Raw genomic sequence first — 23115 nt, 5'->3', positions numbered from 1 at the left:
CGCCTCTTCGCGGGCAAGCCCACTGCGCAAGCCTGAAGGCAGAGGTAATGCCTGCACGGTCGCCCGTAGGGGCGGGTTCACCCGCGAAGAGGCCGGACCTGCTGGCCAATCCCCACCGGCCGTCCACCGTTGCCGCCGCCACCGTATTCGCGGGTAAACCCGCTCCTACCACGGAGGTAAACACACATCAGTGATTGCTCGCGAATGGGCCCGCGCAGGCAACAAGGCTCAGGCAGGAAACCACTGTCGCAGCAACCGCCGCGCTTCCTGCGATCCCTGCCCTGCCGCAAGCTCAAGCCAATAGCGCGCCTGCTCCGGCTCGTTGTGCTGACACAGCCGGGCGTACTCCAGCTGCGCCCGCCGATCCCCTGCGCGGGCAGCCTGACGCAGCAGCTCATGGCCTATACGCCGGTCACGGGCGTTGCCACAATCTCGGCACAGCATCTGCCCCAGGCGGCTCTGCGCCACAACCACACCTTGGCGCGCCGGCTGCTTCAACAAGCGCCCGGCCAGGTGCTTGACCTGAGGGTTGTCGCCCAGGCGCGGACTGTCGAGCAACCACAGGGCCACTTTCAGGGAAAAGCGTTTGGCGGGAGGTGCAGGTGTCGATGCAGCGGGGCTGGAAAGGTGTTTACCGCGAAACTTCATGAGCAACAGGTTTGGTAACTCGAAAGGCGCGCCACTCTACTCTTTTTTTTTCGCCCTGGCCTGTCGATTTCTGAAGGATTGAAAAAAAATTCAATGATCTTTTCTTGACGTTTTCAGGTGGATGACCAACCGGTCTGTTGGAGCATGGCGATTGTCGGACAGTCCATCCCATTGCTGGCACGCCCGTGCTAGAGCAAGCGCTCGGGACAATCCACAGTTCCTGTGGATAACTCGGTGGACAACCCCCTCTCATACCCCTCAAACCCCCGTGAAATGGGGGCTTTGGTCAAACTGACGATTTTTTCACCAGCTAAAAATAGTGTTTTTTTTCATTGACTTAACCACGCAGTCAAGGCATTGGCGAGGCTGCTGGGTGGTGTTGCCAAGCCGTTACAAGCGCTGCCCCGAATGTGAACAAGTGCACCATAAACCTCCATTTGGGTGCACGAAAAGGGCACATCGGACGGCATTTGGGCCATTTGCCCCCTCTTCCCAGCAGCGAAAATTCGCGCCATACTGCGCGGCTCACCTGAACAAACGTAGTGCTTGCCAAACATCTTCGCTTCCGGTAAGGTGCCCCTCGTTAGTACCAAGCTGAAAGTCAATTCTGGCCGCAAGCGTCCTTGCAGGCTCGCTCCCCCCAAGAGCGTCCCTGCTGAAACAAGGACCGGCCCATTCAATGATTCCCTCGCCAGCCTTACGCTGCGCAAGCACGAATCACATGACAGATTGATCAGGATCCCACCTCGACGGCCTAGAACCTTGGCCCCGGCGTGCTGCCTGCCTTCCGAAGTACCTACCAGTCAGCCCAAGCGCCTACATTTGATTGCGCCCCCTCTGGCTGCCCTGTTCCAGTCAGGTTCGTTCGTCCCTTAATAAAGGCGTCACTGGAACGTTTCTATCATGCACGGATCATAACCCCCGTGTTTAAAGCAGGAACCTCCAACAATATGCAAACTCATCATCAGATTCAGGCTGCCATTGGCACCCTCTCCCAGGCCTTCTCGCCGTTGAAGTGCCTTATCGTTGCCCCACGCAAGGGCAGCTTCAGCTTTACCTTGGTAGACGAACACGGCGTTGCCTGCCACACCGAACGCCTGTACCACGAGCAGTACAGCCGCCATGAACCGCTGCAGGCGGTGATCGCCCGGACGCGTCAGTCGCTCACCGCGTGACCGGCGAATACCGGGGTATTCAAGCGCTGAATCCTCCGATCGCAAGACTGCCTGAACGCCTTTGGCGTAATTGCCTTAGGGCATATAGCCCGGAGCATCAGGCAGTAATCGATTTAAAAACAGCTCTTTACACCACGATTATCACACTACACTTCAACTCGAGCGGTGCTTTCCGCTCCCGGCGGGCCTGATCATTCACCAGCTGCCAAGCTCCAGCGCCCGTCCGGCCCTTACCTGCTCGAGGGCATCATGGGTATTGCGGCGAATGAATTGTGTCAGTATGTGATCCGACCCACCCTGGTCTACCTGAACCGTCACTGCGCCAGCGCCGAAGCCTTGCTACTGGGTATCGCCGCCAGCCAGTCAGCACTCGGCTCAGCCCTGCACGACCGACGCGGGCACGGCCTCTACCGCATCGGCGAACATCGTCACCAGGCACTCTGGGACGAATACCTGGCCCGTGACCCCGACCTCGCCAGCCTGGTCCGCGGCCTGGCCAGCCAGCATGCCTTCCTTGGTGGCCCGCACCTGGAGCTCACCGTCAATCTGCGCTATTCCACTGCCATTGCCTGGATGCTCATCGAAGAGCAGGCCACCCCATTGCCTGCGGCGGACGATCTGCTGGCACTGGCGCGTATCTGGCGACAGATTTTCAACCCCCAGGGTCGTCTGCGCGACTTCACCCATGCCTGGCATGCCTGCATAGATCAGAAATTGCCACAGGCATCTTGAGACGCGTCCTACAAGCAAACCGGAAAAAATGGAATTTTGGTCGGATTGTCCTACAAAACCGCTCTAACTCCTGCGATTGAGCCTATAGCGCAGCGCGTGATTTGTTGGTAGCTTTTCGCCCCGGAGATCCCAAGGAGTTTTCTAATAATGAAAAAAGTAATGCTCAAAACCTCCCTCGGCGTAGCCGTTGCGCTTGCTTCCAGCCAACTGCTCGCCGCCGGGTTCGCGCTGAACGAACAAAGTATCAGCGGCATGGGAACCGGTTTTGCGGGGCGCTCGTCCTCTGCCGACGATGCCAGCACCGTGTATGGCAACCCAGCCGGCATGTCCCGCCTCAAGCGCGAACAATTCACCGTGGGCGGCGCTGCCGTCATCGCCAAGACCGACATATCGGGCCCAGGCAGCAACTTCGGGGGGGAAACCGATGGTGACATGGTGCCTCTCGTTGGCGTACCCATGGGCTATTACGTCAAGCCGATTGATGATCACTGGAGCGTTGGCTTCGGCGTTTACGTGCCATATGGCCTGATCACCGACTACGGCAGCGATGACGCTGCACGCTACTGGGGCAAGAAGAGCAAGGTCGAGGTTGTCACCTTCCAGCCAACCGTCAGCTACGCCTTCAACGACAAAGTGTCGATCGGTTTTGGCCCGACTATCAACCGTATCAAGGGTGAACTGGGTTCGAACCTGAGCAGCAAGGCCCTCCTGGGGCCCAATGGCCCTGATGGCGAGACCAAGATCAAGGGCGACGACACTGCGATCGGTTACAACATCGGCGTTCTGGTGCAAGCTACGGACCGTACCCGTCTGGGCCTGACCTATCACTCGATGGTCGACTACAAGCTTGAAGGCAATACCCGCGTTTCCTACCCGATTCCACAGCTTGGCCTGAACGGCAGGTTCGACGCCAGCCTGAAGATCAAGACGCCAGAGTCAGTGGACTTCTCGGTCACTCATGAACTGGATGACCATTGGACACTGTATGCGGGTAGCACCTGGACGCGCTGGAGCCGCCTGGAAAGCATCGTCGTCGAGAACGAAGCGCCGGCAGGCTACCCGTTGAAGACCATCACCGAAGAGCAGAACTGGCACGACACCTGGGCCCACGCCATTGGTGCGTCCTACAAGGTGAACAAGGAGTGGACCCTGCGCGCAGGCTTCTCCGTCGACCAGTCGCCCACCAACAACCATGATCGCTCGCCACGCATTCCGACTGGCGATCGTAAAGCGGTCAGCTTTGGTGCCGGCTGGAGCCCGAACGATGACATGACCATCGACGTTGCCTATTCGTATCTGTGGGAAGAGGATACCAAGGTCAACAACCTGCCAAGCTCGCAACAACAAGGGCTGTTGAAAGGCAGCTACCAGGCCAAGTACGAGAACAGCGCTCACGGTATCGGTGCATCCCTCACCTACCGCTTCTGATTTTTGCGCGTGACATGAAAACCGCCCTCGTGGCGGTTTTTTTCATGCCTGCACTTGCCAGCTGTCGCCCAGGCATTCGCGCAGGTAGTCCATGAAAGCGCGCACCTTGGTGGTCATGGCAAAGCGATCGGCCAGGCACAGGTAGATGTCCATGGGCTCGGTCTGGGCGTAAGCCTGGCTGCTGTCGCAGTATTCGAACAGCGGCACCAAGGCCCCCGATGCCAAGTGCGGTCGCACGATGAACTCGGCCAGACGGGTGATGCCACCATCGTGCAGGGCCATCTGGGTCAGGGCATCGATATCGTCGCTGATCAATACACTGCCGAATTCCGCTTCGAAGCGCAGGCCGTCCCGCATGAAGCCCCAGCGCAAGAAGCGGCCATCCACCGGATAGCGAAACACCAGGCAACGGTGCCCGCGCAAGGCCTCGGGCGTGGCAGGTACACCAGCATTTTGCAGGTATCCGGGTGAGGCACAACAAATGAATGGGATGCGGGCGACGCGCCAGGCCAGCAGCTGGTCTTCGAGCTGTGGGGCAATGCGCAGGCTCACGTCAACGTCTTCACGGGCATGATTGACCCGACGATCAGTCGTTACCAACTCTATCGAAAGCAAAGGGTAGCGGGCACTGAAAGCAGGTATCAATGGCGCCAGCACATGGCGCCCGAAGGCAGAGGTCGAAGCAATGCACAGCCGCCCCTGAGGCTCGCTGTCGGGTGTTGTCACCGCCTGTTCGGCCAGGGCCAAATCACGCTCGATATGCCTTACACGCTCGTAATACTGGGCGCCAGAGGGCGTCAGGGCCATACTGCGTGTGGTTCGGCTGAGCAGGCGAACTTGCAGGTGGCCTTCCAGCCGCGCCAGGTTCTGGCTGACGGCTGCCGGACTGAGGCCGAGGATACGGGCACCGGCAGCGATGCTACCGGCCTCGACCACCTTGATGAAGCAGCGAATGGCGTTGAGCAGGTCCATGGTGAGCGCTTGGATTCGTAAGAATTTCTTTATAAAGAACTCAATGCTGCCGGTCTACAGCTGTAGGCGCGCAGGTTGCTAATCTGCGCTTCCACTCAGCTTTCAGGAGTTCGCATGAGCAATCTGTCCCGGTCGCGCAGTCGACGTAAATTGCACCCGGTCGCTACTCCCTACGTTTTCGCGTTCTACATGTCGTCGATCATGGCGCTGTTGATGTGCTTCGTGATCACGGCGGCCAATGCCGGGTTTACCCCTGAGTATCTGGGCAATGTGCTCAAGGCCTATCAGTTGGCGATGCCGGTGGCATTTGTGTGTGTGCTGGTGGTCCGGCCGGTGGTGGTGCGGTTGGTGGCTATTACCGTGCATGCACGGTGAAGTGACCCGCAGCCAGCCACTTCCTGTGCTTGATCTCGATCCCGCGACTTCAGGAGAACGGCCTCCTGAAGTCGCAATCTGCGTCGCCTGAACTGCCTCGCGCTTTAAAGCAACGCCGCAGCAAGCGCAGCCTGGTCACGGCTGTGAGGCAATGGCCTTTTCGATAGCGGCGCGGAACGCAGGATCATCCGGTTTGGTCAGGCTGGAGAAGTTACCGATCACCTTGCCCTTGCGATCGACAACATACTTGTAGAAATTCCACTTCGGCGCACTGCTTTGGCTGGCCAGCTCCGCAAACAGCGGTATCGCATCCTTGCCCCGCACCGCCTGCGTCTTGGTCATGGTGAAGGTGACACCGTAGTTGGCATAGCAAACCTTGGCAGTCTTCTCACTGTCGGCGTCTTCCTGCTTGAAGTCATTGGACGGCACGCCGAGCATTTCCAGGCCTTGCTCGTGATACTCCTTGTAGGTCGCCTCAAGCCCCTCGAACTGCGGGGCAAAACCGCAATAACTGGCAGTGTTCACCACCACGAGCGGCTTGCCGGCAAAGCGCTCGCAGAGGTCGACCTGCCCCTTACCGCGTAACTCCGGCAGGCTGCCCAGCAACAACGCAGGGCAATCTGCAGCCCAGCTCGATGTACTGGCAAGCAGGGCCAGCACCGGCACCGTCAACCAATGTGCACGCATGACTCGTTTCTCCCGCATGACAATCCTTGAGCTTGCAGGGTAGCGCCTAACACACACTCATGCCCAGTTGCATCAGCGCCATCCCACCCTGATGCCAGCCCCACCACACCAGTGCCAGCAGCAACAGAGCGGCAATAGCCAACAGGCCGCGTATCAGGTAGCGGTTCATACAGCCTGGGCCTGAAGGCGTGAAACCGGGCGTTCGCGCACCGGCCAGTTAAGGGCAGCGGCCAGCAAGCTGAGCAGGATGGAAATCTGCCAGACCAGGTCGTAGCTACCGGTGCGGTCATACACTATCCCACCCAGCCAGCCGCCCAGGAACGCGCCCAACTGATGGAACAGGAACACGATACCGCCGAGCATGGACAGGTTGCGCACCCCGAACACGGTGGCCACGGTCCCATTGGTCAGCGGTACCGTGGACAACCACAGAAGGCCCATGGCAATACCGAACAGGTAAGCACTGAACTCGCTCACCGGCGCCCACAGGAACAGCACGATCACCACCGCACGCAGCAGGTACAACCCGGTCAGCAGGCGCGGCTTGGACATGCGCCCGCCCAACCAGCCAGCGGTGAAGGTACCGACGATGTTGAACAGGCCGACCAGCGCCAGCACTGTCGTACCGGTGGCCGCAGCCAGATGCTGGTCAACCAGGTAGGCCGGCAGGTGAACGCCAATGAATACGACCTGGAAGCCACAGACAAAAAAGCCCAGTGCCAGCAACCAGAAGCCGGAGTGCGTGCACGCCTCGCGCAGCGCCTGGCCCAGGGTCTGCTCGGCACCGTGACTGGGTAACGGGCGATCGCGCAGCAGACAGACGAAAGGCACGATGAACGCCACCAAAAGGCCCAGTACCAGCAACGCTGCCGACCAGCCCAGCCACTGAATCAGGCCTTGGGTGCCCGGCAACATGGCGAACTGGCCGAACGACCCGGCGGCGCTGGCGATCCCCATGGCCATGCTGCGCTTTTCGGCCGGCACTGCACGCCCGACCACACCGAGGATGACCGAGAACGACGTGCCGGACAGGCCGATGCCGATCAGCAAGCCCGCACTCAGCGACAACGACCAGGGCGAATCAGCCAAGCCCATCAAGATCAAGCCGACGGCATAGAGAATACCGCCGATGATGACCACCCGCGCTGCGCCAAGCCGGTCGGCCAAGGCGCCAGCGAACGGCTGCGCCAGGCCCCAGATCAGGTTCTGCAGGGCAATGGCGAAGGCAAACACCCCACGCCCCCAGCCAAAATCAGTACTCATCGGCTCCAGAAACAGGCCAAAGCCGTGCCGTACGCCCAGAGACAGCGCCAGTATCAAGGCCGCCCCCACCAACACCCATCCGCTGGTTCGCCACACCGAAGTCATTGTCATTATCTCCAGCACATCGCAAGGTTTGCGGGTATATACCCGCTTATAGTCGTATCAAATCAGGCCAGTTGTTCCAGCAGTCGCACCAGTTCATCCCGCTGCCCCACCCCGAGCCGTTCAACCAGCTCTTTCTGGGCCTGCTCCCAGGCCGGGTGGGCAACGTGCAAAAGTTGCTTACCCGCCGCGGTCAACAGCACCACGCGGTTACGCTGGTCGTCGCCCTCGCCCAGTGCTACCAGCCCATCCGCCTCCAGCACACGCAGGTTGCGGCCCAGGGTACTGCGCTCGAGCCCCATGGCTTCGGCCAGGGTTGTGATGCTGGGTCGGTCGAGCCGCTGCAGGTGCCGCAGCAGGGAAAACTGGGCGACATTGACCCCGAAGCCGGCAAGGGCTTCGTCGTAATGCCGGCTCACGCCGCGGGCGGCGCGACGCAGGTGGGTACAGATGCATTCACTGGTCAGCATGGATACGTGTATATACCCGCGTACGGAGTGTTGCAAGAAGTTTCACGAAAGATTGAGAAGCGTCAGTCCGGGTTCAAGCGCCTGCGGATCGGCTCGAACTCAACCGTCGCCTTGCGCGCCAAGGGGTCCGGCGCGCCCTGCTCGACCGCTTGCCAGTAGCGCCACGGCACCTTCGCCGTGCCCAGTTCGTAGTCCATGCCATCCCAGTTGTCTTCACGGAAGCTATAGAATGCCCAGTGCAACCGGTTGCGATCCAGCACGACGAGTACATCTTCAAGGTACTGCCGACAACCCGGCAGCCTGCGCATGCAGCCAAACTCGCCCACCACCAGACGAGAAAGCGGCAGCCCCATGGCCTCGGCCCATGCCAGCGGCTGGCGCAAGTAGCCTTCAACTCGCCGCCCATCCCACAGCTGTGTCTGCCCGGCAAAAGATACGGGGCCTGGATAGGCGATGGGCTGTTTGCGCGCCATGTTCGGCGCACTGGTTGCGGCATAGGGCTCATACATGTGCACGCTGTACAGCACTCGCGGGTCTTCCAGCGGCGCCGGCCAGTAGCCGAACGCGTCTGCGCCTGCATACCAGCCGGCATCGACCATGATCGGCGTATCAGCGTCTTCTTCGCGGATGGCCGCTATCAGTTGCCGGTACAGCAAGGGCAGATCGCGCGCACCGCCCTGCGCTTGCGCATACCACTGCTGCATCTGCCCGAGTTCGGCATGTTCAGCCAGGCCACCCTGTTTCTCCGGTGCTGGCTCATTGATCAGGTTGTAGGCCGCGATGGCCGGATGACTTTTCAGTTCGCGCGCCATATCTCGCCAGAACGCCGCAGCCTGGGACCAGTAGCGTTTGTCTTGCCACAGGCGATCATCGAACTGGCCCTGGTTGTTTTGCGACCAGCGCATACCCGGTAGCGAGAGTGGCGCGATGACCACCTTGAGCCCCGCCTGGTGCGCCCGGTCGAGGGTGGCACGCAGCACCGCCAGGTCGGCGTCGGACAGGCCTTCATAGGTATCGGCGCTGCCAAGGAGGAAATCACGTTTCACCGGATGCCATTTGTCGTACGACAGCCGCACCCATGTGGCGCCGTACCCCCTCAGGGCATCGAAGTAGGCTTGATCGGGTGGCAGCCGGTTGAAGCTGTTGCCGCCGTGGCGTGGGGTGTCCCAGAACGCCATGAGATCTGCAGCAGTGGCTGGGAGGGTGGACAGGACCAATAGACTGGCAAAGATCCAGTGACGCACGGGAAGCCTACCTGGTTGCTGGGGGGAGGCTGAGGATACGCCGACAAGCAAGAGGCAGGCGCTACCGGACCGTTTCTGGAAGTTACTGGCCCCCTCCCCCCGTATGGCCTGCTGCGAAAGCACTGCAAAGCGGCCCCGAAAGGGCCGTCCAGCTCAAAGCCCCAGCGCCAAACCGAGTACGACGGCCAGCTCCAGCAGCTCCAGCAACGCACCGGCGGTATCACCGGTGGTCCCGCCCAGGCGCCGGCACATCAGATGCCGCAACCAGGCAAACACCGCCAGCGCCAGCAGCACGCTCCATCCGCCCAGGAAGAGGCAGAACAGCACACAAACCAGCAATACCCACCCTGCTGCGCGCCGGGGCATATGTTCGGCCAACGCCTGGCCCAACCCGCCAGGTCGCACATAAGGTGTACAAAGGAACAGACCCAACATCGCCGCCCGCCCGATCAACGGCGCCAGCAGCAATTGCGCCCCGATGCCCTGCCCGACCAGCACCCACAATGCGCAAAACTTCAGCAACAAAACCAAGACCAGCGTGACCACGGCAATCGGCCCACTGCGCGGGTCTTTCATGATCCGCAAGGTGCGCTCACGGTCGCCGAAACCACCTAGCCAGGCGTCGGCACTGTCCGCCAGGCCATCCAGGTGCAAGGCACCACTGAGCAGTACCCACAACGTCAGCAGCAAAGCCGCATGCAGCGGCGACGGCGTACCCTGTAGCAGATGACTGGCCAACCACAGCAGCAAGCCGAACAGCAGCCCGACCAGCGGGTAGTACAGCAGCGAACGCCCTACCTCACGCGGTGCCGGCATGCCCGGCAGGCTCACCGGCAGGCTGCTGAGAAACTGCAAGGCGATCCAGAACGGCAACATCTCAGGGCGCCTCGACCAGTTGCCCATCGCCACCCGGCACCAGCCGCATCAACGCGCCATGGCCAACCTCGACCTGCAGCAACTGCTCCCTGGGCAAGCCACGGGCACGGGCCAGTAACAGCCGCATCACGCCGCCATGGGTCACCAGCAGCACGCGCTTGCCGGCATGCTGAAGGCGCAAACGCTCGACAGCCGCCAGCACCCGTTCGGCAAACGCCTCGACCGGCTCGCCATTGGGCGGTGTGAAGGCGTAAGGGTCGGCCCAGAAACGGCCCAGTACATCGGCCTGGTGCTCCATGATCTGCGCGGCACTTTGGCCCTCCCAATCACCGAAGTGCAGTTCCTGCAGGGCGGGCTCACGCTGCACAGGCAGGTTCAACTGCGCACCCAGCTCATCGGCAAAGCGCCCACAGCGTTGCAGCGGCGAGCTGACCAGCACCTGCCACGGGCCGGCGTCTGCCACGGCGCCGCGCATTTGCGCCCAGCCCTTGTCGGTCAAGGCATCATCAAGGCTGCCACGCAGGCCGCCCTGTTCCGTTTCACCATGGCGCAGCAAGTCGAGGATCATGCCGGGCGGTCCGCCACCGCGGCCTCGGCAAAGGTCGCCATCTGCCCATGCAGTGCACAGGCCAGGCGCAACAGCGGCACCGCCAATGCAGCGCCACTGCCCTCACCCAGGCGCAAGCCCAAGGCCAGCAAGGGCTCGGCCTGCAGCGCAGCAAGCAAGGTCTTGTGCCCAGGCTCAGCCCCCTGGTGAGCGAACAACAGCCAGGCTCGACACTGCGGGTTGAGGCGCACTGCCACGAGCGCAGCGACACTGCAGATAAAGCCATCCACCAGCACCGTGACACCCGCCTGCGCGCAACCGAGGTAGGCCCCCGCCAACGCCGCGATCTCGAAACCGCCAACACAAGCCAGTGCCTGCAACGGGTCTTCAGCACGCAGGCCATGCAGGCGCAGCGCCCTCTCAATGACTTCAGCCTTGTGCTGCACGCCGGCGTTGTCCAGGCCGGTGCCAGGGCCGCTCAGCTCCGATGCCGGACAACCCAGCAGAACGCTGGCCAAGGCTGCGGCGGCTGTGGTGTTACCGATGCCCATCTCGCCACCGATGAACAGCTGTGCGCCCTGTTCGGCAGCGCGCTGGGCACTGTCGCGACCAGCCTGCAAGGCCGCTTGCAGCTGGTTTTCGGTCATCGCAGGTTGACGGGCAAAGTTGGCAGTACCGGTGCCCAGCCGCAGATGGCGCACGCCGGGCAGTTCCAGCTGCGCGTCAATGGTGCCCAGGTCGACCACGTCCAGGCTGGCCTGCAGCTGCCGCGCCAGCACACTGATCGCCGCGCCCCCGCCGACGAAGTTGCGTAGCATCTGCCCGGTTACCGCCTGCGGATAGGCCGAGATGCCCTCTTCGACCACGCCGTGGTCGCCGGCAAAAATGGTGATGGCGACCTGATCGAGCGTGGGTCGTTCAAGCCCCTGAAGGCCAGCCAGCTGAATCGCCAGCGCTTCAAGTTGGCCGAGCGAGCCAGCAGGTTTGGTCAGTTGCTGCTGACGGGCGCGGGCCTGGTCCATGGCGGCGTTGTCGAGGGGTTGGCAGGCGTCACGCCACCAGGCTTGGGTCATAGTGCAGGTCCTTTGAGGATTAAGGGCAGGCCGGCCACGGTCAGCACGACACGCTGACAGCGTTCGGCCACCGCCTGGTGCAGCCAGCCGGCCAGGTCGACATAGCGCCGGGTCAGCTCGCCCATGGGCACGACGCCCAGGCCGGTTTCGTTACTGACCAGGATAAGGGTGCCAGGTAACTGTTCCAGGCACGCCAGCAGGGCATCACGCTCCTCGGCCAGGCGCTGGTCATCTTCCAGCATCAACAAATTGGTCAGCCACAGGGTCAGGCAATCCACGAGCAGGCAGCGCCCTTCGGCCGCTTCGGCGCGCAGTACCGCGGCCAGGGCCAAGGGCTCTTCGATCAACCCCCAGTCATCCGGCCGGCGCTGACGGTGCAGCAACACGCGTTCGTTCATTTCGCCATCCAGCGGCTGGCTGGTGGCGATGTAGGTCACCGGTAAGCCGCTGGCGCTGGCCAGTTGTTCGGCCAGGCGGCTTTTGCCAGACCGGGCGCCGCCGAGAATCAGGTTACGCATGTCAGGCTACCCCACACAGTTGGCGCAACTGCGCGGTGTCCAGGTGCTTTTCCACCAGATCGGCCAGGCGCTCGATGTCGTGTTCGCGCAACGCTTCGTAGTCGATAACCTGCACATCCTCCAGCCCGGCCCAGCGCAATAGCGCGGCACACGACTGGCTGCCTTCGAACAGGCCATGCAGGTAGGTGGCGAGGATCTGGCCATCGGCACTGACAGCGCCATCATGGCGGCCATCAGCCAGTTGGACCGCGGGTTGCGCCAGCGCAGGCCCCGTCGTAACGCCAGCATGAATTTCATAACCGGTTACCGTTGCCGCTTCAAGGCTCAGCGTGCCGGCCACATTGCGCAGTTGCTTCTCGGCTTCGAGCACCGTGGCATAGTTGAGCAGGCCGAGCCCCTGGCTAGAGCCTGCGGCCCCCTCCAGCCCCAGCGGATCATGCACTTCCCGCCCCAGCATCTGCAGGCCACCGCAGATACCGATCAGCTTGCCGCCATAGCGCAGGTGCCGCTCGATGGCCTTGTCCCAACCGCGCTCGCGCAGTTGTGCCAGGTCGCCGCGCACACTCTTGGAGCCCGGCAAGATGATGAGGTCGGCAGCCGGAATCGGCTGGCCTGGGCCAATGAACTGCAAGTCCACCTGCGGGTGCAGGCGCAGCGGGTCGAAGTCGGTGTGGTTACTGATGCGCGGCAGCACTGGCACGATCACCTTTAGCACTCGCTCGTGCTTGACGCCTTGGCGCACATCGATGCCATCTTCGGCTTCCAGGTGCAGGTCGGTAACGTAAGGCAGGACGCCCAGTACCGGTTTGCCGGTGCGTTGTTCCAGCCAGTCCAGCCCTGGCTGCAGCAGAGCAATGTCGCCACGGAAGCGGTTGATGACAAAACCTTTGACCCGCGCCTGTTCAGTGGTCGACAGCAATTCCAGCGTGCCCACCAGGTGGGCGAACACACCACCGCGGTTGATGTCGGCCACCAGGATCACCGGGCAGTCCACCGCTTCGGCAAAGCCCATGTTGGCGATATCGCCGGCACGCAGGTTGATCTCTGCCGGCGACCCCGCCCCCTCGACCATGACCACCGGGTACGCGGCACTCAGCCGATGGTGAGACGCCAGCACCGCTTGCATGGCAGTGGTTTTATAGTCGTGGTAGGCCACTGCATTCATGCTGGTGACCGCGCGACCGTGGATGATGACCTGGGCGCCGGTGTCGCTGTTGGGCTTGAGCAGCACCGGGTTCATGTCGGTGTGCGGTTGTAGCCGGCAGGCCTGGGCCTGCACCGCCTGGGCCCGGCCGATTTCACCGCCATCAGCCGTCACCGCGCTGTTCAGCGCCATGTTCTGTGGCTTGAAGGGCACCACAGCGACGCCCTGGCGCAACAGCCAGCGGCACAACGCGGTCACCAGTGTGCTCTTGCCTGCGTCGGAGGTGGTGCCTTGCACCATGAGGGTCGTCATGCCGTTTCCTTCTGATAAGCCGCCAGGGCCTGGGCCAGGCACTGTTCGTCCGCCGCGCAGGCAGGCAACCCCAGGCGCACGGCCGCTGGCTGTTCGAACAGCCGTACCAGGATGCCGCGCCGGGCGAGAAATTCATGCAGGCGTGCAGCATGCTCGCTACGCACGTACTGGAACAGGTCGCAGCCACCACTAGGCGCCAGGCCGGCACTGCGCAACACGTGCGCAAGCCGCTGGCTGGCAGCAGCACAGCGTTGGGCCTGCGCGCGCTGGGCAGTCTCATCAGACAGGCTGGCCTGGGCCAGCACCCGGGTCGGGCCGTTGACGGTCCAGGGGCCGAGCAGCTCGGCCAGGCGCAGCAGCAAGCTGTGTTCGGCGGCAACGAAGCCCAGGCGCACGCCGGCCAAGCCGAAGAACTTGCCAAACGAGCGCAGCACGATCAGCCCCGGGCGTTCGGCGCAGTCCACCACGCTGTCCGCCGGGGTGTTGTCCATGAATGCTTCGTCGACCAGCAGCCAGCCACCGCGGGCAGCCAGGCGAGCATGCCAAGCCAGCAGGCGTTCGCGCGACACCCGCTGGCCGGTCGGGTTGTTGGGGTTCACCAGCACCAGCACATCGAGGCCGTCGAGCGCAGCCTCGACTTGCGCTTCATCCAGCGCCAGCAGTTGATGCCCCGCCCGTTGCCAGGCATAGGGGTGTTCGGCATAGCACGGCGTCAGCACGCCAACCCGGGCGGTTGTACGCAGCAGCGGCAAGGCCTGGATCGCGGCCTGGGAGCCGGCTACCGGCAGCAACTGGCGGGCGCCGTAATACGCGCGCGCGGCGTCCTCCAGGCCGTCCTCGGTTTCCGGCAGGCGGGCCCAGGCGTCGACGGGAATCGGCGGGACAGGAAATGGCCAGGGCGCAATGCCGCTGGACAGGTCGAGCCACTGCTCACGGGGGATACCGTATTGCTGCACCGCGCGTAACAGGCGGCCACCATGTTCAAGCATTGATATAGGCCCCCAGGCAGATCACCAGCAGCCACAGCCACACGCCGCGCTGCACCAGCTGCCAGCCGCGCTCGATGGCATCGGCATCGGCCACTGGCCCCTCGCCCAGACGCGGCCGCTCATGCAGTTCGCCGTGGTACACCGCCGGGCCACCAAGCTCCACGCCCAGCGCACCGGCGCCGGCAGCCATCACCGGCCCGGCGTTGGGGCTGTCCCACAGCGGGCCCTGCTTGCGCCAGCAGGCCAGGGCCAGACGGGTCTTGCCCAACAGTGCATAAGTCAGGGCCACCAGCCTTGCAGGTATATAGTTGAGCACATCGTCGATGCGCGCCGCGCACCAGCCAAAGCGCTCGAAACGTTCGTTACGGTAGCCCCACATGGCATCCAGCGTGTTGCTCAGGCGGTACAGCACCACACCGGGCGCACCGGCCACCACAAACCAGAACAACGCGGCGAACACTGCGTCGCTGCCGTTCTCCAGCACCGACTCGGTCGCCGCTCGGGCCACCGCGGGCTCGTCCAGCTCGCGCGTTTCGCGGCTGACCAGGTAGCCAACCCGGCGCCGCGCCTCCGCCAGGTCGCCCTGGCGCAAGGCATTGGCCACCGGCAGCACATGCTCGCCCAGGCTGCGCAGCCCCACGGCGCAGTAAAGTGCCAGCACATCAACCAGCCAGCCGATATACGGCAGCCACGAAAGGACCAGCGCCACCAGGGTCAGCGGCACCACCGCCAGAATCCACGCGCTCACGCCGTGGCTGCGCCAGCCGCGCCCGCCCGCATTCAGGCGGCGCTCCAGGTTGCCGGCCATATTGCCGAACGCCACCAAAGGGTGACGGCGCTGTGGTTCGCCCAGCAAAGCGTCCAGGGCCACCCCGGCCACGGTCAGCAAGGCCACGCTCATTGACGCTCTCCCCATTGGTTTTCGTAAAGCATTTCACTCAGGGGACGCTCTTCGGCCCAGCTTTCCTGCACCAACATCGGCACCGGATAGAACTCGGCGACCGGCCCAAGGCACAGTACCGCCACCGGCTTGGCCCCGGCGGGCATGCCCAGCAGCGCGGCCAGCGCCTGCGGGTCGAAAAGCGATACCCAGCCCATGCCCAGCCCTTCGCCACGCGCGGCCAGCCACAGGTTCTGGATGGCACAGGCCAGCGAGGCCAGGTCCATCTCCGGCAGGGTGCGGCGGCCGAAGATGTGAGGCTCGCGGTTGTCCATCAAGGCCGCCACCAGCAGCTCGGCACAATCGTTTATGCCCTCCACCTTCAATTTCATGAAGGCATCGGATCGCTCGCCCAACGCCTCGGCCGTGCGTACCCGCTCCGCCTCAACCAAGGCCTGGATGCGCCCGCGCAGGTCACGCTGGGTGATACGGATAAAGCGCCACGGCTGCATAAGCCCGACACTGGGCGCCTGATGCGCGGCGGCCAGCAAGCGGCCAAGCAGTTCGGGCGCCACCTGGCCACCCGCAAAATGGCGCATGTCGCGGCGCTCGCCGATGGCCCGATAAATGGCGGCGCGCTCGGCGTCGCTGTAGGCGTGATCATTCATGGTCGCAACAGCGCCGCCGCCGCATCCGGGCAGGAAGGGAAATAGAAGTGCACGTAAGAGGCCGTCAGCCGGCCCAGACGATAAACCGCCTCGTTGCCACGCCCGCCGTTGGGGCTCAGGCCCCGGGCAATCGGTTCCAGCGCAGTGCTGGTCAGCGAATGGTGATAGGTGTGACCGCGCAATGTCCCCTCCGGCAGCTCCACCGCCTGCAGCGCCAGGGCAGCCAGGCGCTTCTGCATGGTCGCCTCACCCGGCAGCAGGCCGAGCAGTTCGGCACGTTCGCCGGCCACGTCAGTCAGGGCATCGAGCAGGTACAGCATGCCGCCGCACTCGGCCAGCAATGGCTTGCCCTGCGCGTGGTGGGCGCGGATCGCCTCGCACATCGGTGCGTTGGCGGCCAGCGCATGGTGATGCAGCTCAGGATAACCACCCGGCAGATACAGGCTGTCTACCGCCGGCAGTTCGTGGCCGTGCAGCGGCGAGAAGAACACCAGCTGGGCACCCAGGTTGCGCAACAGGTCGAGGTTAGCGCCATAGATGAAGGCGAACGCCTCGTCCCGCGCAACGCCTATGCGCACACCGGCCAGCGAGGCAACGCAGGCTTGCGGTTCCGGCTCGGCAAAGCTGACTGGCGGCGGCAACGCCGCATCACAACTGGCGCCCAGCGCTTCGGCGGCGGCGTCCAGGCGGGTGTCCAGGTCATTCAGCTCGCTGGCCTGCACCAGGCCCAGGTGGCGGCTGGGCAGCTCGATGCCGCGCTCGCGGGACAAGCCGCCATACCAGCGCAAGCCCTCGGTCAGGCTGCCTTCGAGCAGTTGCGCATGACGCAGGCTGCCTACCCGATTGGCCAGCACGCCGGCGAACGGCAGATCGGCCTGGTACCGCGCCAGGCCCAGGGCCAGGGCGCCGAAGGTCTGGGCCATGGCTGTGCCGTCGATCACCGCCAGCACCGGCACGCCAAAGTGGCGTGCCAGGTCGGCGCTTGACGGGGTACCGTCGAACAGCCCCATCACCCCTTCGATGAGGATCAGGTCAGCCTCGCCAGCAGCTTCCCACAGCAGACGACGGCTTTCCTCGGCACCGATCATCCACAGGTCCAGCTGATACACCGGCGCGCCACTGGCCCGTTCGAGAATCATCGGGTCAAGAAAGTCGGGCCCGCATTTGAACACCCGCACCTTGCGCCCGAGGTTGCGGTGCAGGCGGGCCAGCGCAGCAGTGACGGTAGTCTTGCCCTGGCCAGAGGCCGGCGCCGCGATCAACACGGCGGGGCAGTGGCGCGATCGACTCACAGTTCGACGCCTTTCTGTGCGCGGATACCAGCCTGGAAGGCGTGCTTGAGCATGCCCATTTCGGTCACGGTGTCGGCCAGTTCGATCATCTCGGGCTTCGCAGCGCGGCCAGTGACAATCACATGCTGCATGGGCGGGCGGGCCTGAATGTCGGACAGTACCTGGTCCAGGTCGAGGTAACCATGTTTGAGGGCGATGTTGAGCTCGTCCAGCACCACGAACTGTACACCCGGGTCCTGCAGCAACTGGCGCGACACCGCCCAGGCGGCTTGCGCAGCAGCGATGTCACGCTGGCGGTCCTGGGTTTCCCAGGTAAAGCCCTCGCCCATCACGTGGTAGCGCACCTGTTCGGGGAAGCGACGGAAGAACAGCTCCTCGCCGGTGCTGTTGCGGCCCTTGATGAACTGCACCACACCGCATTGCATGCCGTGGCCCAAGGCGCGCGCGAGCATGCCGAAGGCCGAACTGCTCTTGCCCTTGCCATTGCCGGTCAGCACCAGTAGCAGGCCACATTCGTTAGGGGAATTGGCGATGCGTTCGTCGATGACCGCCTTCTTGCGCTGCATGCGCGCCAGGTGGCGTTCGTCGCGTTCGGTGGAATCGCTCATCAGGGTTCTCCGCTGGCTGGCACCACGGCAATGCGCGGCGACAGGTAATAGGCAGGCAAACGGAGAACGCGCAGAGGCCATGGCTGGGCGCCACGGTGCACCGCGCATCACCCTCCGTGATGCCGTTGGCAGTATCAGGCCGGTCTCCGGGCTTGTGAGTGGGCCTTGGCCCTGGCCTGCGCGCCTTCCCGGATGCTGGCATCCAGTGGCCCTGCGCGGCCTTTTACTCATCCACCGTTGCGGGGGCAGCGCCGGAATCGCGCCATGCTGGCGCCCACCGGCTTCCCAGTTTCACCCTGCCCAGTCGGGGCTGGCAGGGCACCTGAAACACGCCGCGAAGGTTAGAGGGTTGCACCGGGAGCGTCAATCGAAGCGGGTGGTCTGGCGGGTGAGCAAAACACCTTGAATCCAGGCAGCCGGTATCGGCCCCGAGCTCGAGGGGCCGCTAAACAGGCATGGATATCAAGGGTTCTGTGCCAGATGCCCTTGCGGAATCACCCGCTTGGCCTGCAGGTAGGCCTTGGCCCAGTAGCTGTTCGACAGGTAGTCCAGGCGCACGGTGCCACCGGTGGAAGGTGCATGCACGAAGCGCCCGTCCCCGACATAGATGCCGGCATGGCTGACCTGCGAGCCGCCACTGGTGGCGAAGAACACCAGGTCACCAGACTGCAGCGAACTGGCATCCACCGTCGGTGCGCGCATGACAATCATCTCTCGCGTCGAGCGCGGCAGGCTGATGCCAGCAGCATCACGGTACACATACTTGATCAGGCCGCTGCAGTCGAAGCCGGAGTCCGGCGTATTGCCCCCCCAACGATAGGGCGTGCCGACCAGACCAATGGCGCGGATCAGTACGTCATCGGCAATCGGTGAAGGACTGGGCTGGCTATAGGTCACCTGCGGCTGTACCACAGGGGCCGGCGCAGGCGCACGGCTGGAGCATGCAGCCAGCAAGGCTGCCAAGGAGAAAAATGCGAAGCGCGCCATCTTTACCATGGCCAGAACATCCTGTCTGAGACCGCTGCGCTGCAGCCGAAAAGAGTTGAGAATTTAGATTAGACGCTTTCTGTAAATGCGCACGGCGGTGAGCTTTTTTTTCAAAGCATCACCGCCGCGGCAGGGTACATCATTTTGATATCAGTTGCGCGCGATGTTGGTCGGCGCCATGGCCAAGGCGCGCTTGGCTTCAATGAAGGTCTTGCTCCAGTAGCGATCACCGAGGCTGTCGATGCGCACACCACCACTGCGGCGGCTGCTGGAGTGGATGAACTGGTTGTCACCCAGGTAGATGCCGGCATGGCTTACCCGGCCGCGGCCATTGGTGCTGAAGAACAGCAAGTCACCTGGCTTGAGCTTGTTGCGGGCCACTTTCGGCGCATCAACGTTGATCATTTCACGCGTGGAGCGCGGCAGCGTCATGCCCGCCTCTTCGCGGAACAGGTAACCGATGAAGCCACTGCAGTCGAAGCCAGACTTTTCCGAGGTACCACCAAAGCGGTAGCGAGTGCCGATCAACGACATACCGCGCTCGAGAATGCTGTCAGCCAGAACCGGCAATTGGTAAGGCTTGCCGCCGGAGAAAGACGCCAGGTCATCTTCGGTGGCCAGCTCTTCCGGCTCGCCGAATACCGACGAGGAAGAGGCTTTGGCGTTGATTGCCGATTGGGCAGTGATCGGGGTGTGATCCTGGGGCTGAGATACCGGGCCTTGGGCCGCGCAGCCAAAAAGCAGGGTCACGAGTGCGAGTGGCACGAGGGGTGCGAAGCGCTTCAGCATGGGCACGACCGTGTCTGTAATCCTTTAGAAGGGTGAAACTATGCCCTCTATCATGGCCATTTGCAAATTTTATCGAAAAAGATGTGACTTTTTTGTTTTACCTCTCTGGCCCAGGGTTTTCAGGGGGTTACCAGCCGAGGGTTTCCTTGAGAAAAGGAATGGTGAGCTTGCGTTGTGCCTGCAGCGACGCCTGATCGAGGCGCTCAAGCAAGTCGAACAACGCGCTCATGCTCCGCGCGCCGCGGGTGAGGATGAAATGGCCGACTTCGTCGGTCAGGTGCAGGCCACGGCGCGAAGCTCGCAGCTGCAAGGCGCGCAGCTTGTCTTCGTCGGACAGGCCACGCATCTGGAACACCAGCGCCAGGGTCAACCGCGACTTCAGGTCCGGCAGCTTGATCGGCAGCTCACGCGGTGATGCCGAGGCAGCCAGCAGCAAGCGTCGGCCGCTGTCGCGCAGGCGGTTGAACAGGTGGAACATGGCCTCTTCCCAATCCGCCTTGCCGGCGATCACATGCAGATCGTCGATGCACACCAGTTCGTACTGGGCCAGGTAGTCGAGCAGTTCTACGCCACGGTCGAGCAATTGCGCCAGCGGCAGGTAGACAGCGGGCTCGCCACGTTGCTGGAAGCGATGGGTGGCGGCCTGCAGCAGGTGGGAACGGCCAACACCCTGCTTGCCCCACAGGTAGATAAGGCTCTCGGTCCAGCCGGCGTCGGCTTCGCATAGCCGCTCGACGTAACCCAATGCCGCAGCATTGGCGCCCGGATAGTAGTTGATGAAGGTGGCGTCATCGCGCAGGCGCACACCCAGGGGCAACTGGATCGGTGGTTTCATGCTCGCGGGCGGTCGACGGGACCGCTGGGGGCCTTTGGTGAACAATCTGCAAAGTCTATACCCGCAACGCGGGGCGCACAATCTCGACTGCAGATAGGGCAAGCAAAATCAACAAGTTGCGCTGCACAAGCGAGCGCCGGATGCAGGACGAACCATGCTCAGCGCCCGCGAAACAGCTCAAAACGAAACACGGGGCGTTCAAAGCTCCGGGTCGATATTCCCGGCGTACATATCCGATTCCTTGTACAGGTCATGCACATGCCGCAGCAGCACCATGATCACCGCCGCCACCGGCAGCGCCAGCAGCACACCGGTGAAGCCGAACAGTTCACCACCGGCGAGGATGGCAAAGATCACCGCAACCGGATGCAGGCCGATGCGATCGCCCACCAGCAGAGGGGTCAGCACCACACCCTCCAGCGCCTGCCCGACCATGAACACCGCAACGATGCCCAGCATCGGGTACAGGTCGCCACCGAACTGGAACAGGCCGGCCACCAGCGCGGCACCAATGCCAATGATGAAGCCCATGTACGGCACGATGGCCGCGAGGCCTGCAAGCATGCCGATCAGCAGACCGAGTTCGAGCCCCACCAGCATCAGGCCGGCTGAATAGATGACGCCCAGGGCCAGCATCACCATCAGCTGCCCGCGCACGAATGCCCCCAGCACTTCATGGCATTCACCTGCCAGGCCCATCACTTGCGGCTCGCGCTGGCGCGGCAGCAGGCCGCGCAGCTTGCCCATCATCAAGTCCCAATCGCGCAGCAGATAGAAGCCCACTACCGGGATCAGCACCATATTGGCCAACCAGGCCACCAACGCCAGGCTTGAGGCAGTGGCCTGGGACAGCAGCATGCCGACGATATCGGTGGTCTGCCCCATGTGCGCGCCGATGGCGGCCTTGATCTTGTCGAATTTCCAGAAACCATCGGCCAGGCCAAGGCGGCCCTGTACCCACGGCAGCGCGACATGCTCAAGCCAGTCGAGCATCTGCGGCGCCAGTTCGTACAGGCGCACCAACTGCTTGGCCAGCATCGGCACAAGCACCAGCAACAACGCCAACAGCAGCAGGGTGAACAGGCCGAACACCACCACCACACCCCAGGTACGCGAAAGCCCCAGGCGCTCGAGACGATCGACCAGCGGGTCGGCCAGGTAGGCCAGCATGATGCCGACCAGGAACGGCGTAAGAATATTGTGCAGGCTATAAAGCAGCACAGCGATCAGCAGTGCAGCGCCCAGCCAGATCCAGCGACGCATGTCAGTCACGGCAAGCGCCCCTTACCAACGAAAACGCAAGCCGTCGAACGGCTTGGGTGCTGGCTGCGCAGGCGCGGGCTGCGCGGCTGCGGCGTCCACTGCCGGTGCTGGCATGGCCGGCACCGCCGGTGCCTGCTCGACCGGCACTTCCTGCAGCTTGGCCAGGCCAAGCTGGGCACGCAGCTGTTCACGATTGCCCGTAACCCCGTAGGTCAGGGTAGTGCCTTCAGCCGCCTGCAAGCGTGGGCCATAGGGCTCCAGCACGCGGGCCAGTTCGGCATAGCGCTGCAGGTTCATGCCCTGCACTTGCACCTGCAACTGGCTGCTGGCACCCGGCCGGGTAACGTAGCGTGGCGCCAGGCGGCTGCTTACCGCCATCATCACCGCGTCAGCCAAGGCGGCCTGGTCGGCGCCCTCGGCAGTGCCCTGTTCACGCTGGTCGCCCAGCCACAGCTGCCACTTGCCCTGCCACTTGCCGTCGGCTTCCTGGGCATGTACCGCCAGCAAGGCATCGGCGCCGTAGCGCTCGGAAGCTTCGCGCAGCGGCGCTGGATCGTTGCCTTCGATCTGCTTGGCATTGGCGACCAGCTGCTCCTGCAAGTCGGCCAGCGGCAAGCGCAACGGCAGACCACGGTGCTGGGCGGCGCGGCGCAGGGGTTGGGCACTGGCCTGGCCATCACCGACCAGGCTGCTGCCCTCAACGGTGTCGTTCAACCACCACCCCAGTATCGAGGGCCGGTTACTGCCCCACAGTGCCAGGCCAGCCTTGCGCAAGGCCCGCTCGGTGCTACCTGGGTCGAACTCGACCACTACCGACTCGGGCGGGCCGGCTTCGCTGCCCACCTGGTTGATGATTTGCTGTGGGTCCTTGCGCAGCTCGGCCAATGCAGGGCTCTGCACGGCCTTAGGGTCACCGGTCAGACGCTGCACCAACGTGTCCAGGGCTTTGACTGTGGCCGCGGTACGGGCTTCGGCGCCCGGCCCGGTGACCGGCTCGCGCACCTGATAAAGGCCGGAGACATTTTCAGCCAGGGCAGTGGCGGAGATCAGGGCCAGGCAACCGGCTGCCAGAATATTGAACAAACGCATGGAGGATTCCTGTCCAGTCGAGCTTCAAGCCGTAAGCTTCAAGCTGCAAGAAAAAGCAGGCCGAGCGCCGGGCTGCATTGTCGTGCAGCGTGAAGCTCGTTGCTTGCAGCTTATACACATGCAACCACATCAACCACCCTCCAGCTTTT

General features: G+C 63.3%; 26 protein-coding genes and 1 riboswitch. Of the genes, 4 read left to right on the top strand and 22 right to left on the bottom strand.

Features of this window, described 5'->3' with window-relative positions; genetic code table 11:
- Positions 1 to 228: 228 nt before the first annotated feature.
- Positions 229 to 648 (bottom strand): tetratricopeptide repeat protein, encoded by a 420-nt coding sequence (locus ACF8O8_RS01315; RefSeq protein ID WP_033726417.1) that lies wholly within the window; start codon positions 646 to 648, stop codon positions 229 to 231.
- 950 nt (positions 649 to 1598) lie between these two features.
- Between ACF8O8_RS01315 and ACF8O8_RS01310 the strand changes: the two genes are divergently transcribed.
- The 3 genes from ACF8O8_RS01310 to ACF8O8_RS01300 all read left to right on the top strand — a co-directional run bounded on the left by ACF8O8_RS01310 (position 1599) and on the right by ACF8O8_RS01300 (position 3983).
- Entirely contained in the window at positions 1599 to 1823 is a 225-nt protein-coding gene (locus ACF8O8_RS01310) for a hypothetical protein (protein WP_010952743.1), read from the top strand.
- A gap of 249 nt (positions 1824 to 2072) precedes the next feature.
- Entirely contained in the window at positions 2073 to 2555 is a 483-nt protein-coding gene (locus ACF8O8_RS01305; protein ID WP_003252489.1) for a hypothetical protein, read from the top strand.
- Between the two features lie 147 nt (positions 2556 to 2702).
- Entirely contained in the window at positions 2703 to 3983 is a 1281-nt protein-coding gene (locus ACF8O8_RS01300; RefSeq protein ID WP_014592083.1) for an OmpP1/FadL family transporter, read from the top strand.
- A 42-nt stretch (positions 3984 to 4025) separates the two neighbouring features.
- Here ACF8O8_RS01300 and ACF8O8_RS01295 read toward each other — a convergent pair whose 3' ends face one another.
- Entirely contained in the window at positions 4026 to 4955 is a 930-nt protein-coding gene (locus ACF8O8_RS01295; RefSeq protein WP_392509135.1) for a LysR family transcriptional regulator, read from the bottom strand.
- Positions 4956 to 5069: 114 nt separating this feature from the next.
- Between ACF8O8_RS01295 and ACF8O8_RS01290 the strand changes: the two genes are divergently transcribed.
- On the top strand, positions 5070 to 5330 hold the full coding sequence (locus ACF8O8_RS01290; protein WP_070096274.1) for a DUF2798 domain-containing protein: 261 nt from the start codon (positions 5070 to 5072) through the stop codon (positions 5328 to 5330).
- Between the two features lie 135 nt (positions 5331 to 5465).
- Here ACF8O8_RS01290 and ACF8O8_RS01285 read toward each other — a convergent pair whose 3' ends face one another.
- From ACF8O8_RS01285 to ACF8O8_RS01190, 20 genes are all read right to left on the bottom strand, one after another.
- A complete protein-coding gene (locus ACF8O8_RS01285; RefSeq protein WP_350298687.1) occupies positions 5466 to 6017 on the bottom strand; it encodes a glutathione peroxidase in 552 nt (183 codons plus the stop codon).
- A gap of 46 nt (positions 6018 to 6063) precedes the next feature.
- On the bottom strand, positions 6064 to 6186 hold the full coding sequence (locus ACF8O8_RS01280) for a hypothetical protein (RefSeq protein WP_010952738.1): 123 nt from the start codon (positions 6184 to 6186) through the stop codon (positions 6064 to 6066).
- Positions 6183 to 7385, bottom strand: a complete 1203-nt coding sequence (locus ACF8O8_RS01275) for an MFS transporter (RefSeq protein ID WP_121162079.1) — start codon at positions 7383 to 7385, stop codon at positions 6183 to 6185. Before ACF8O8_RS01275 ends, ACF8O8_RS01280 begins: the two co-directional genes overlap by 4 nt.
- A 62-nt stretch (positions 7386 to 7447) precedes the next feature.
- On the bottom strand, positions 7448 to 7852 hold the full coding sequence (locus ACF8O8_RS01270) for a MarR family winged helix-turn-helix transcriptional regulator (RefSeq protein ID WP_010952736.1): 405 nt from the start codon (positions 7850 to 7852) through the stop codon (positions 7448 to 7450).
- A 62-nt stretch (positions 7853 to 7914) separates the two neighbouring features.
- Complete coding sequence (locus tag ACF8O8_RS01265; protein ID WP_079732500.1) at positions 7915 to 9030, bottom strand: glycoside hydrolase family 5 protein; 1116 nt, start codon at positions 9028 to 9030, stop codon at positions 7915 to 7917.
- 219 nt (positions 9031 to 9249) lie between these two features.
- The gene (locus tag ACF8O8_RS01260; RefSeq protein ID WP_014860997.1) at positions 9250 to 9972 is read right to left on the bottom strand and encodes an adenosylcobinamide-GDP ribazoletransferase; all 723 of its coding nucleotides are present in this window, start codon (positions 9970 to 9972) and stop codon (positions 9250 to 9252) included.
- 1 nt (position 9973) lies between these two features.
- The gene (locus tag ACF8O8_RS01255; protein WP_392509134.1) at positions 9974 to 10540 is read right to left on the bottom strand and encodes a histidine phosphatase family protein; all 567 of its coding nucleotides are present in this window, start codon (positions 10538 to 10540) and stop codon (positions 9974 to 9976) included.
- Positions 10537 to 11592: a nicotinate-nucleotide--dimethylbenzimidazole phosphoribosyltransferase gene (gene cobT / locus ACF8O8_RS01250; RefSeq protein ID WP_010952732.1), complete on the bottom strand. Its 1056-nt coding sequence runs from the start codon at positions 11590 to 11592 to the stop codon at positions 10537 to 10539. Before cobT ends, ACF8O8_RS01255 begins: the two co-directional genes overlap by 4 nt.
- Positions 11589 to 12110 (bottom strand): bifunctional adenosylcobinamide kinase/adenosylcobinamide-phosphate guanylyltransferase, encoded by a 522-nt coding sequence (gene cobU, locus ACF8O8_RS01245; RefSeq protein WP_003252463.1) that lies wholly within the window; start codon positions 12108 to 12110, stop codon positions 11589 to 11591. Before cobU ends, cobT begins: the two co-directional genes overlap by 4 nt.
- A 1-nt stretch (position 12111) precedes the next feature.
- Positions 12112 to 13566 carry a cobyric acid synthase gene (locus tag ACF8O8_RS01240; protein WP_392509132.1) on the bottom strand — a complete coding sequence of 485 codons (1455 nt, stop codon included), beginning with the start codon at positions 13564 to 13566 and terminating at the stop codon, positions 12112 to 12114.
- On the bottom strand, positions 13563 to 14555 hold the full coding sequence (gene cobD / locus ACF8O8_RS01235) for a threonine-phosphate decarboxylase CobD (RefSeq protein ID WP_392509131.1): 993 nt from the start codon (positions 14553 to 14555) through the stop codon (positions 13563 to 13565). The genes ACF8O8_RS01240 and cobD overlap by 4 nt, the downstream gene beginning before the upstream one ends.
- The gene (cbiB, locus tag ACF8O8_RS01230) at positions 14548 to 15456 is read right to left on the bottom strand and encodes an adenosylcobinamide-phosphate synthase CbiB (RefSeq protein WP_049587220.1); all 909 of its coding nucleotides are present in this window, start codon (positions 15454 to 15456) and stop codon (positions 14548 to 14550) included. The genes cobD and cbiB overlap by 8 nt, the downstream gene beginning before the upstream one ends.
- Positions 15453 to 16103: a 5,6-dimethylbenzimidazole synthase gene (bluB, locus tag ACF8O8_RS01225; RefSeq protein WP_010952728.1), complete on the bottom strand. Its 651-nt coding sequence runs from the start codon at positions 16101 to 16103 to the stop codon at positions 15453 to 15455. Before bluB ends, cbiB begins: the two co-directional genes overlap by 4 nt.
- Positions 16100 to 17395, bottom strand: a complete 1296-nt coding sequence (locus ACF8O8_RS01220; RefSeq protein WP_392509130.1) for a cobyrinate a,c-diamide synthase — start codon at positions 17393 to 17395, stop codon at positions 16100 to 16102. The genes bluB and ACF8O8_RS01220 overlap by 4 nt, the downstream gene beginning before the upstream one ends.
- The gene (gene cobO / locus ACF8O8_RS01215) at positions 17392 to 18003 is read right to left on the bottom strand and encodes a cob(I)yrinic acid a,c-diamide adenosyltransferase (RefSeq protein ID WP_003252448.1); all 612 of its coding nucleotides are present in this window, start codon (positions 18001 to 18003) and stop codon (positions 17392 to 17394) included. Before cobO ends, ACF8O8_RS01220 begins: the two co-directional genes overlap by 4 nt.
- A gap of 119 nt (positions 18004 to 18122) precedes the next feature.
- Positions 18123 to 18344, bottom strand: a riboswitch (cobalamin riboswitch).
- A 121-nt stretch (positions 18345 to 18465) separates the two neighbouring features.
- A complete protein-coding gene (locus ACF8O8_RS01210; protein WP_392509129.1) occupies positions 18466 to 18999 on the bottom strand; it encodes a C40 family peptidase in 534 nt (177 codons plus the stop codon).
- 141 nt (positions 19000 to 19140) lie between these two features.
- Positions 19141 to 19779 carry a C40 family peptidase gene (locus tag ACF8O8_RS01205; RefSeq protein ID WP_049587217.1) on the bottom strand — a complete coding sequence of 213 codons (639 nt, stop codon included), beginning with the start codon at positions 19777 to 19779 and terminating at the stop codon, positions 19141 to 19143.
- Between the two features lie 127 nt (positions 19780 to 19906).
- Entirely contained in the window at positions 19907 to 20614 is a 708-nt protein-coding gene (gene hda, locus ACF8O8_RS01200) for a DnaA regulatory inactivator Hda (protein WP_003252443.1), read from the bottom strand.
- A gap of 198 nt (positions 20615 to 20812) precedes the next feature.
- Positions 20813 to 21886, bottom strand: coding sequence for an AI-2E family transporter (locus ACF8O8_RS01195; protein ID WP_392509128.1), 1074 nt, complete (start codon positions 21884 to 21886; stop codon positions 20813 to 20815).
- Positions 21887 to 21898: 12 nt separating this feature from the next.
- A complete protein-coding gene (locus ACF8O8_RS01190) occupies positions 21899 to 22966 on the bottom strand; it encodes a DUF2066 domain-containing protein (RefSeq protein ID WP_392509127.1) in 1068 nt (355 codons plus the stop codon).
- Between the last annotated feature and the right edge of the window lie 149 nt (positions 22967 to 23115).

The organism is Pseudomonas sp. TYF_14 (assembly GCF_043105275.1).
Taxonomy (GTDB): Bacteria; Pseudomonadota; Gammaproteobacteria; order Pseudomonadales; family Pseudomonadaceae; genus Aquipseudomonas; species Aquipseudomonas alloputida.
Note: the sequence above shows the minus strand (reverse complement) of the source record. Positions and strands in the feature narration are given on the sequence as shown.

Coding starts and splice junctions, on each gene's coding strand:
- ACF8O8_RS01315 (WP_033726417.1), bottom strand. CDS start 648: ATGAAGTTTCGCGGTAAACACCTTTCCAGCCCCGCTGCATCGACACCT.
- ACF8O8_RS01310 (WP_010952743.1), top strand. CDS start 1,599: ATGCAAACTCATCATCAGATTCAGGCTGCCATTGGCACCCTCTCCCAG.
- ACF8O8_RS01305 (WP_003252489.1), top strand. CDS start 2,073: ATGGGTATTGCGGCGAATGAATTGTGTCAGTATGTGATCCGACCCACC.
- ACF8O8_RS01300 (WP_014592083.1), top strand. CDS start 2,703: ATGAAAAAAGTAATGCTCAAAACCTCCCTCGGCGTAGCCGTTGCGCTT.
- ACF8O8_RS01295 (WP_392509135.1), bottom strand. CDS start 4,955: ATGGACCTGCTCAACGCCATTCGCTGCTTCATCAAGGTGGTCGAGGCC.
- ACF8O8_RS01290 (WP_070096274.1), top strand. CDS start 5,070: ATGAGCAATCTGTCCCGGTCGCGCAGTCGACGTAAATTGCACCCGGTC.
- ACF8O8_RS01285 (WP_350298687.1), bottom strand. CDS start 6,017: ATGCGTGCACATTGGTTGACGGTGCCGGTGCTGGCCCTGCTTGCCAGT.
- ACF8O8_RS01280 (WP_010952738.1), bottom strand. CDS start 6,186: ATGAACCGCTACCTGATACGCGGCCTGTTGGCTATTGCCGCTCTGTTG.
- ACF8O8_RS01275 (WP_121162079.1), bottom strand. CDS start 7,385: ATGACTTCGGTGTGGCGAACCAGCGGATGGGTGTTGGTGGGGGCGGCC.
- ACF8O8_RS01270 (WP_010952736.1), bottom strand. CDS start 7,852: ATGCTGACCAGTGAATGCATCTGTACCCACCTGCGTCGCGCCGCCCGC.
- ACF8O8_RS01265 (WP_079732500.1), bottom strand. CDS start 9,030: ATGGCGTTCTGGGACACCCCACGCCACGGCGGCAACAGCTTCAACCGG.
- ACF8O8_RS01260 (WP_014860997.1), bottom strand. CDS start 9,972: ATGTTGCCGTTCTGGATCGCCTTGCAGTTTCTCAGCAGCCTGCCGGTG.
- ACF8O8_RS01255 (WP_392509134.1), bottom strand. CDS start 10,540: ATGATCCTCGACTTGCTGCGCCATGGTGAAACGGAACAGGGCGGCCTG.
- cobT (WP_010952732.1), bottom strand. CDS start 11,592: ATGACCCAAGCCTGGTGGCGTGACGCCTGCCAACCCCTCGACAACGCC.
- cobU (WP_003252463.1), bottom strand. CDS start 12,110: ATGCGTAACCTGATTCTCGGCGGCGCCCGGTCTGGCAAAAGCCGCCTG.
- ACF8O8_RS01240 (WP_392509132.1), bottom strand. CDS start 13,566: ATGACGACCCTCATGGTGCAAGGCACCACCTCCGACGCAGGCAAGAGC.
- cobD (WP_392509131.1), bottom strand. CDS start 14,555: ATGCTTGAACATGGTGGCCGCCTGTTACGCGCGGTGCAGCAATACGGT.
- cbiB (WP_049587220.1), bottom strand. CDS start 15,456: ATGAGCGTGGCCTTGCTGACCGTGGCCGGGGTGGCCCTGGACGCTTTG.
- bluB (WP_010952728.1), bottom strand. CDS start 16,103: ATGAATGATCACGCCTACAGCGACGCCGAGCGCGCCGCCATTTATCGG.
- cobO (WP_003252448.1), bottom strand. CDS start 18,003: ATGAGCGATTCCACCGAACGCGACGAACGCCACCTGGCGCGCATGCAG.
- ACF8O8_RS01210 (WP_392509129.1), bottom strand. CDS start 18,999: ATGGTAAAGATGGCGCGCTTCGCATTTTTCTCCTTGGCAGCCTTGCTG.
- ACF8O8_RS01205 (WP_049587217.1), bottom strand. CDS start 19,779: ATGCTGAAGCGCTTCGCACCCCTCGTGCCACTCGCACTCGTGACCCTG.
- hda (WP_003252443.1), bottom strand. CDS start 20,614: ATGAAACCACCGATCCAGTTGCCCCTGGGTGTGCGCCTGCGCGATGAC.
- ACF8O8_RS01190 (WP_392509127.1), bottom strand. CDS start 22,966: ATGCGTTTGTTCAATATTCTGGCAGCCGGTTGCCTGGCCCTGATCTCC.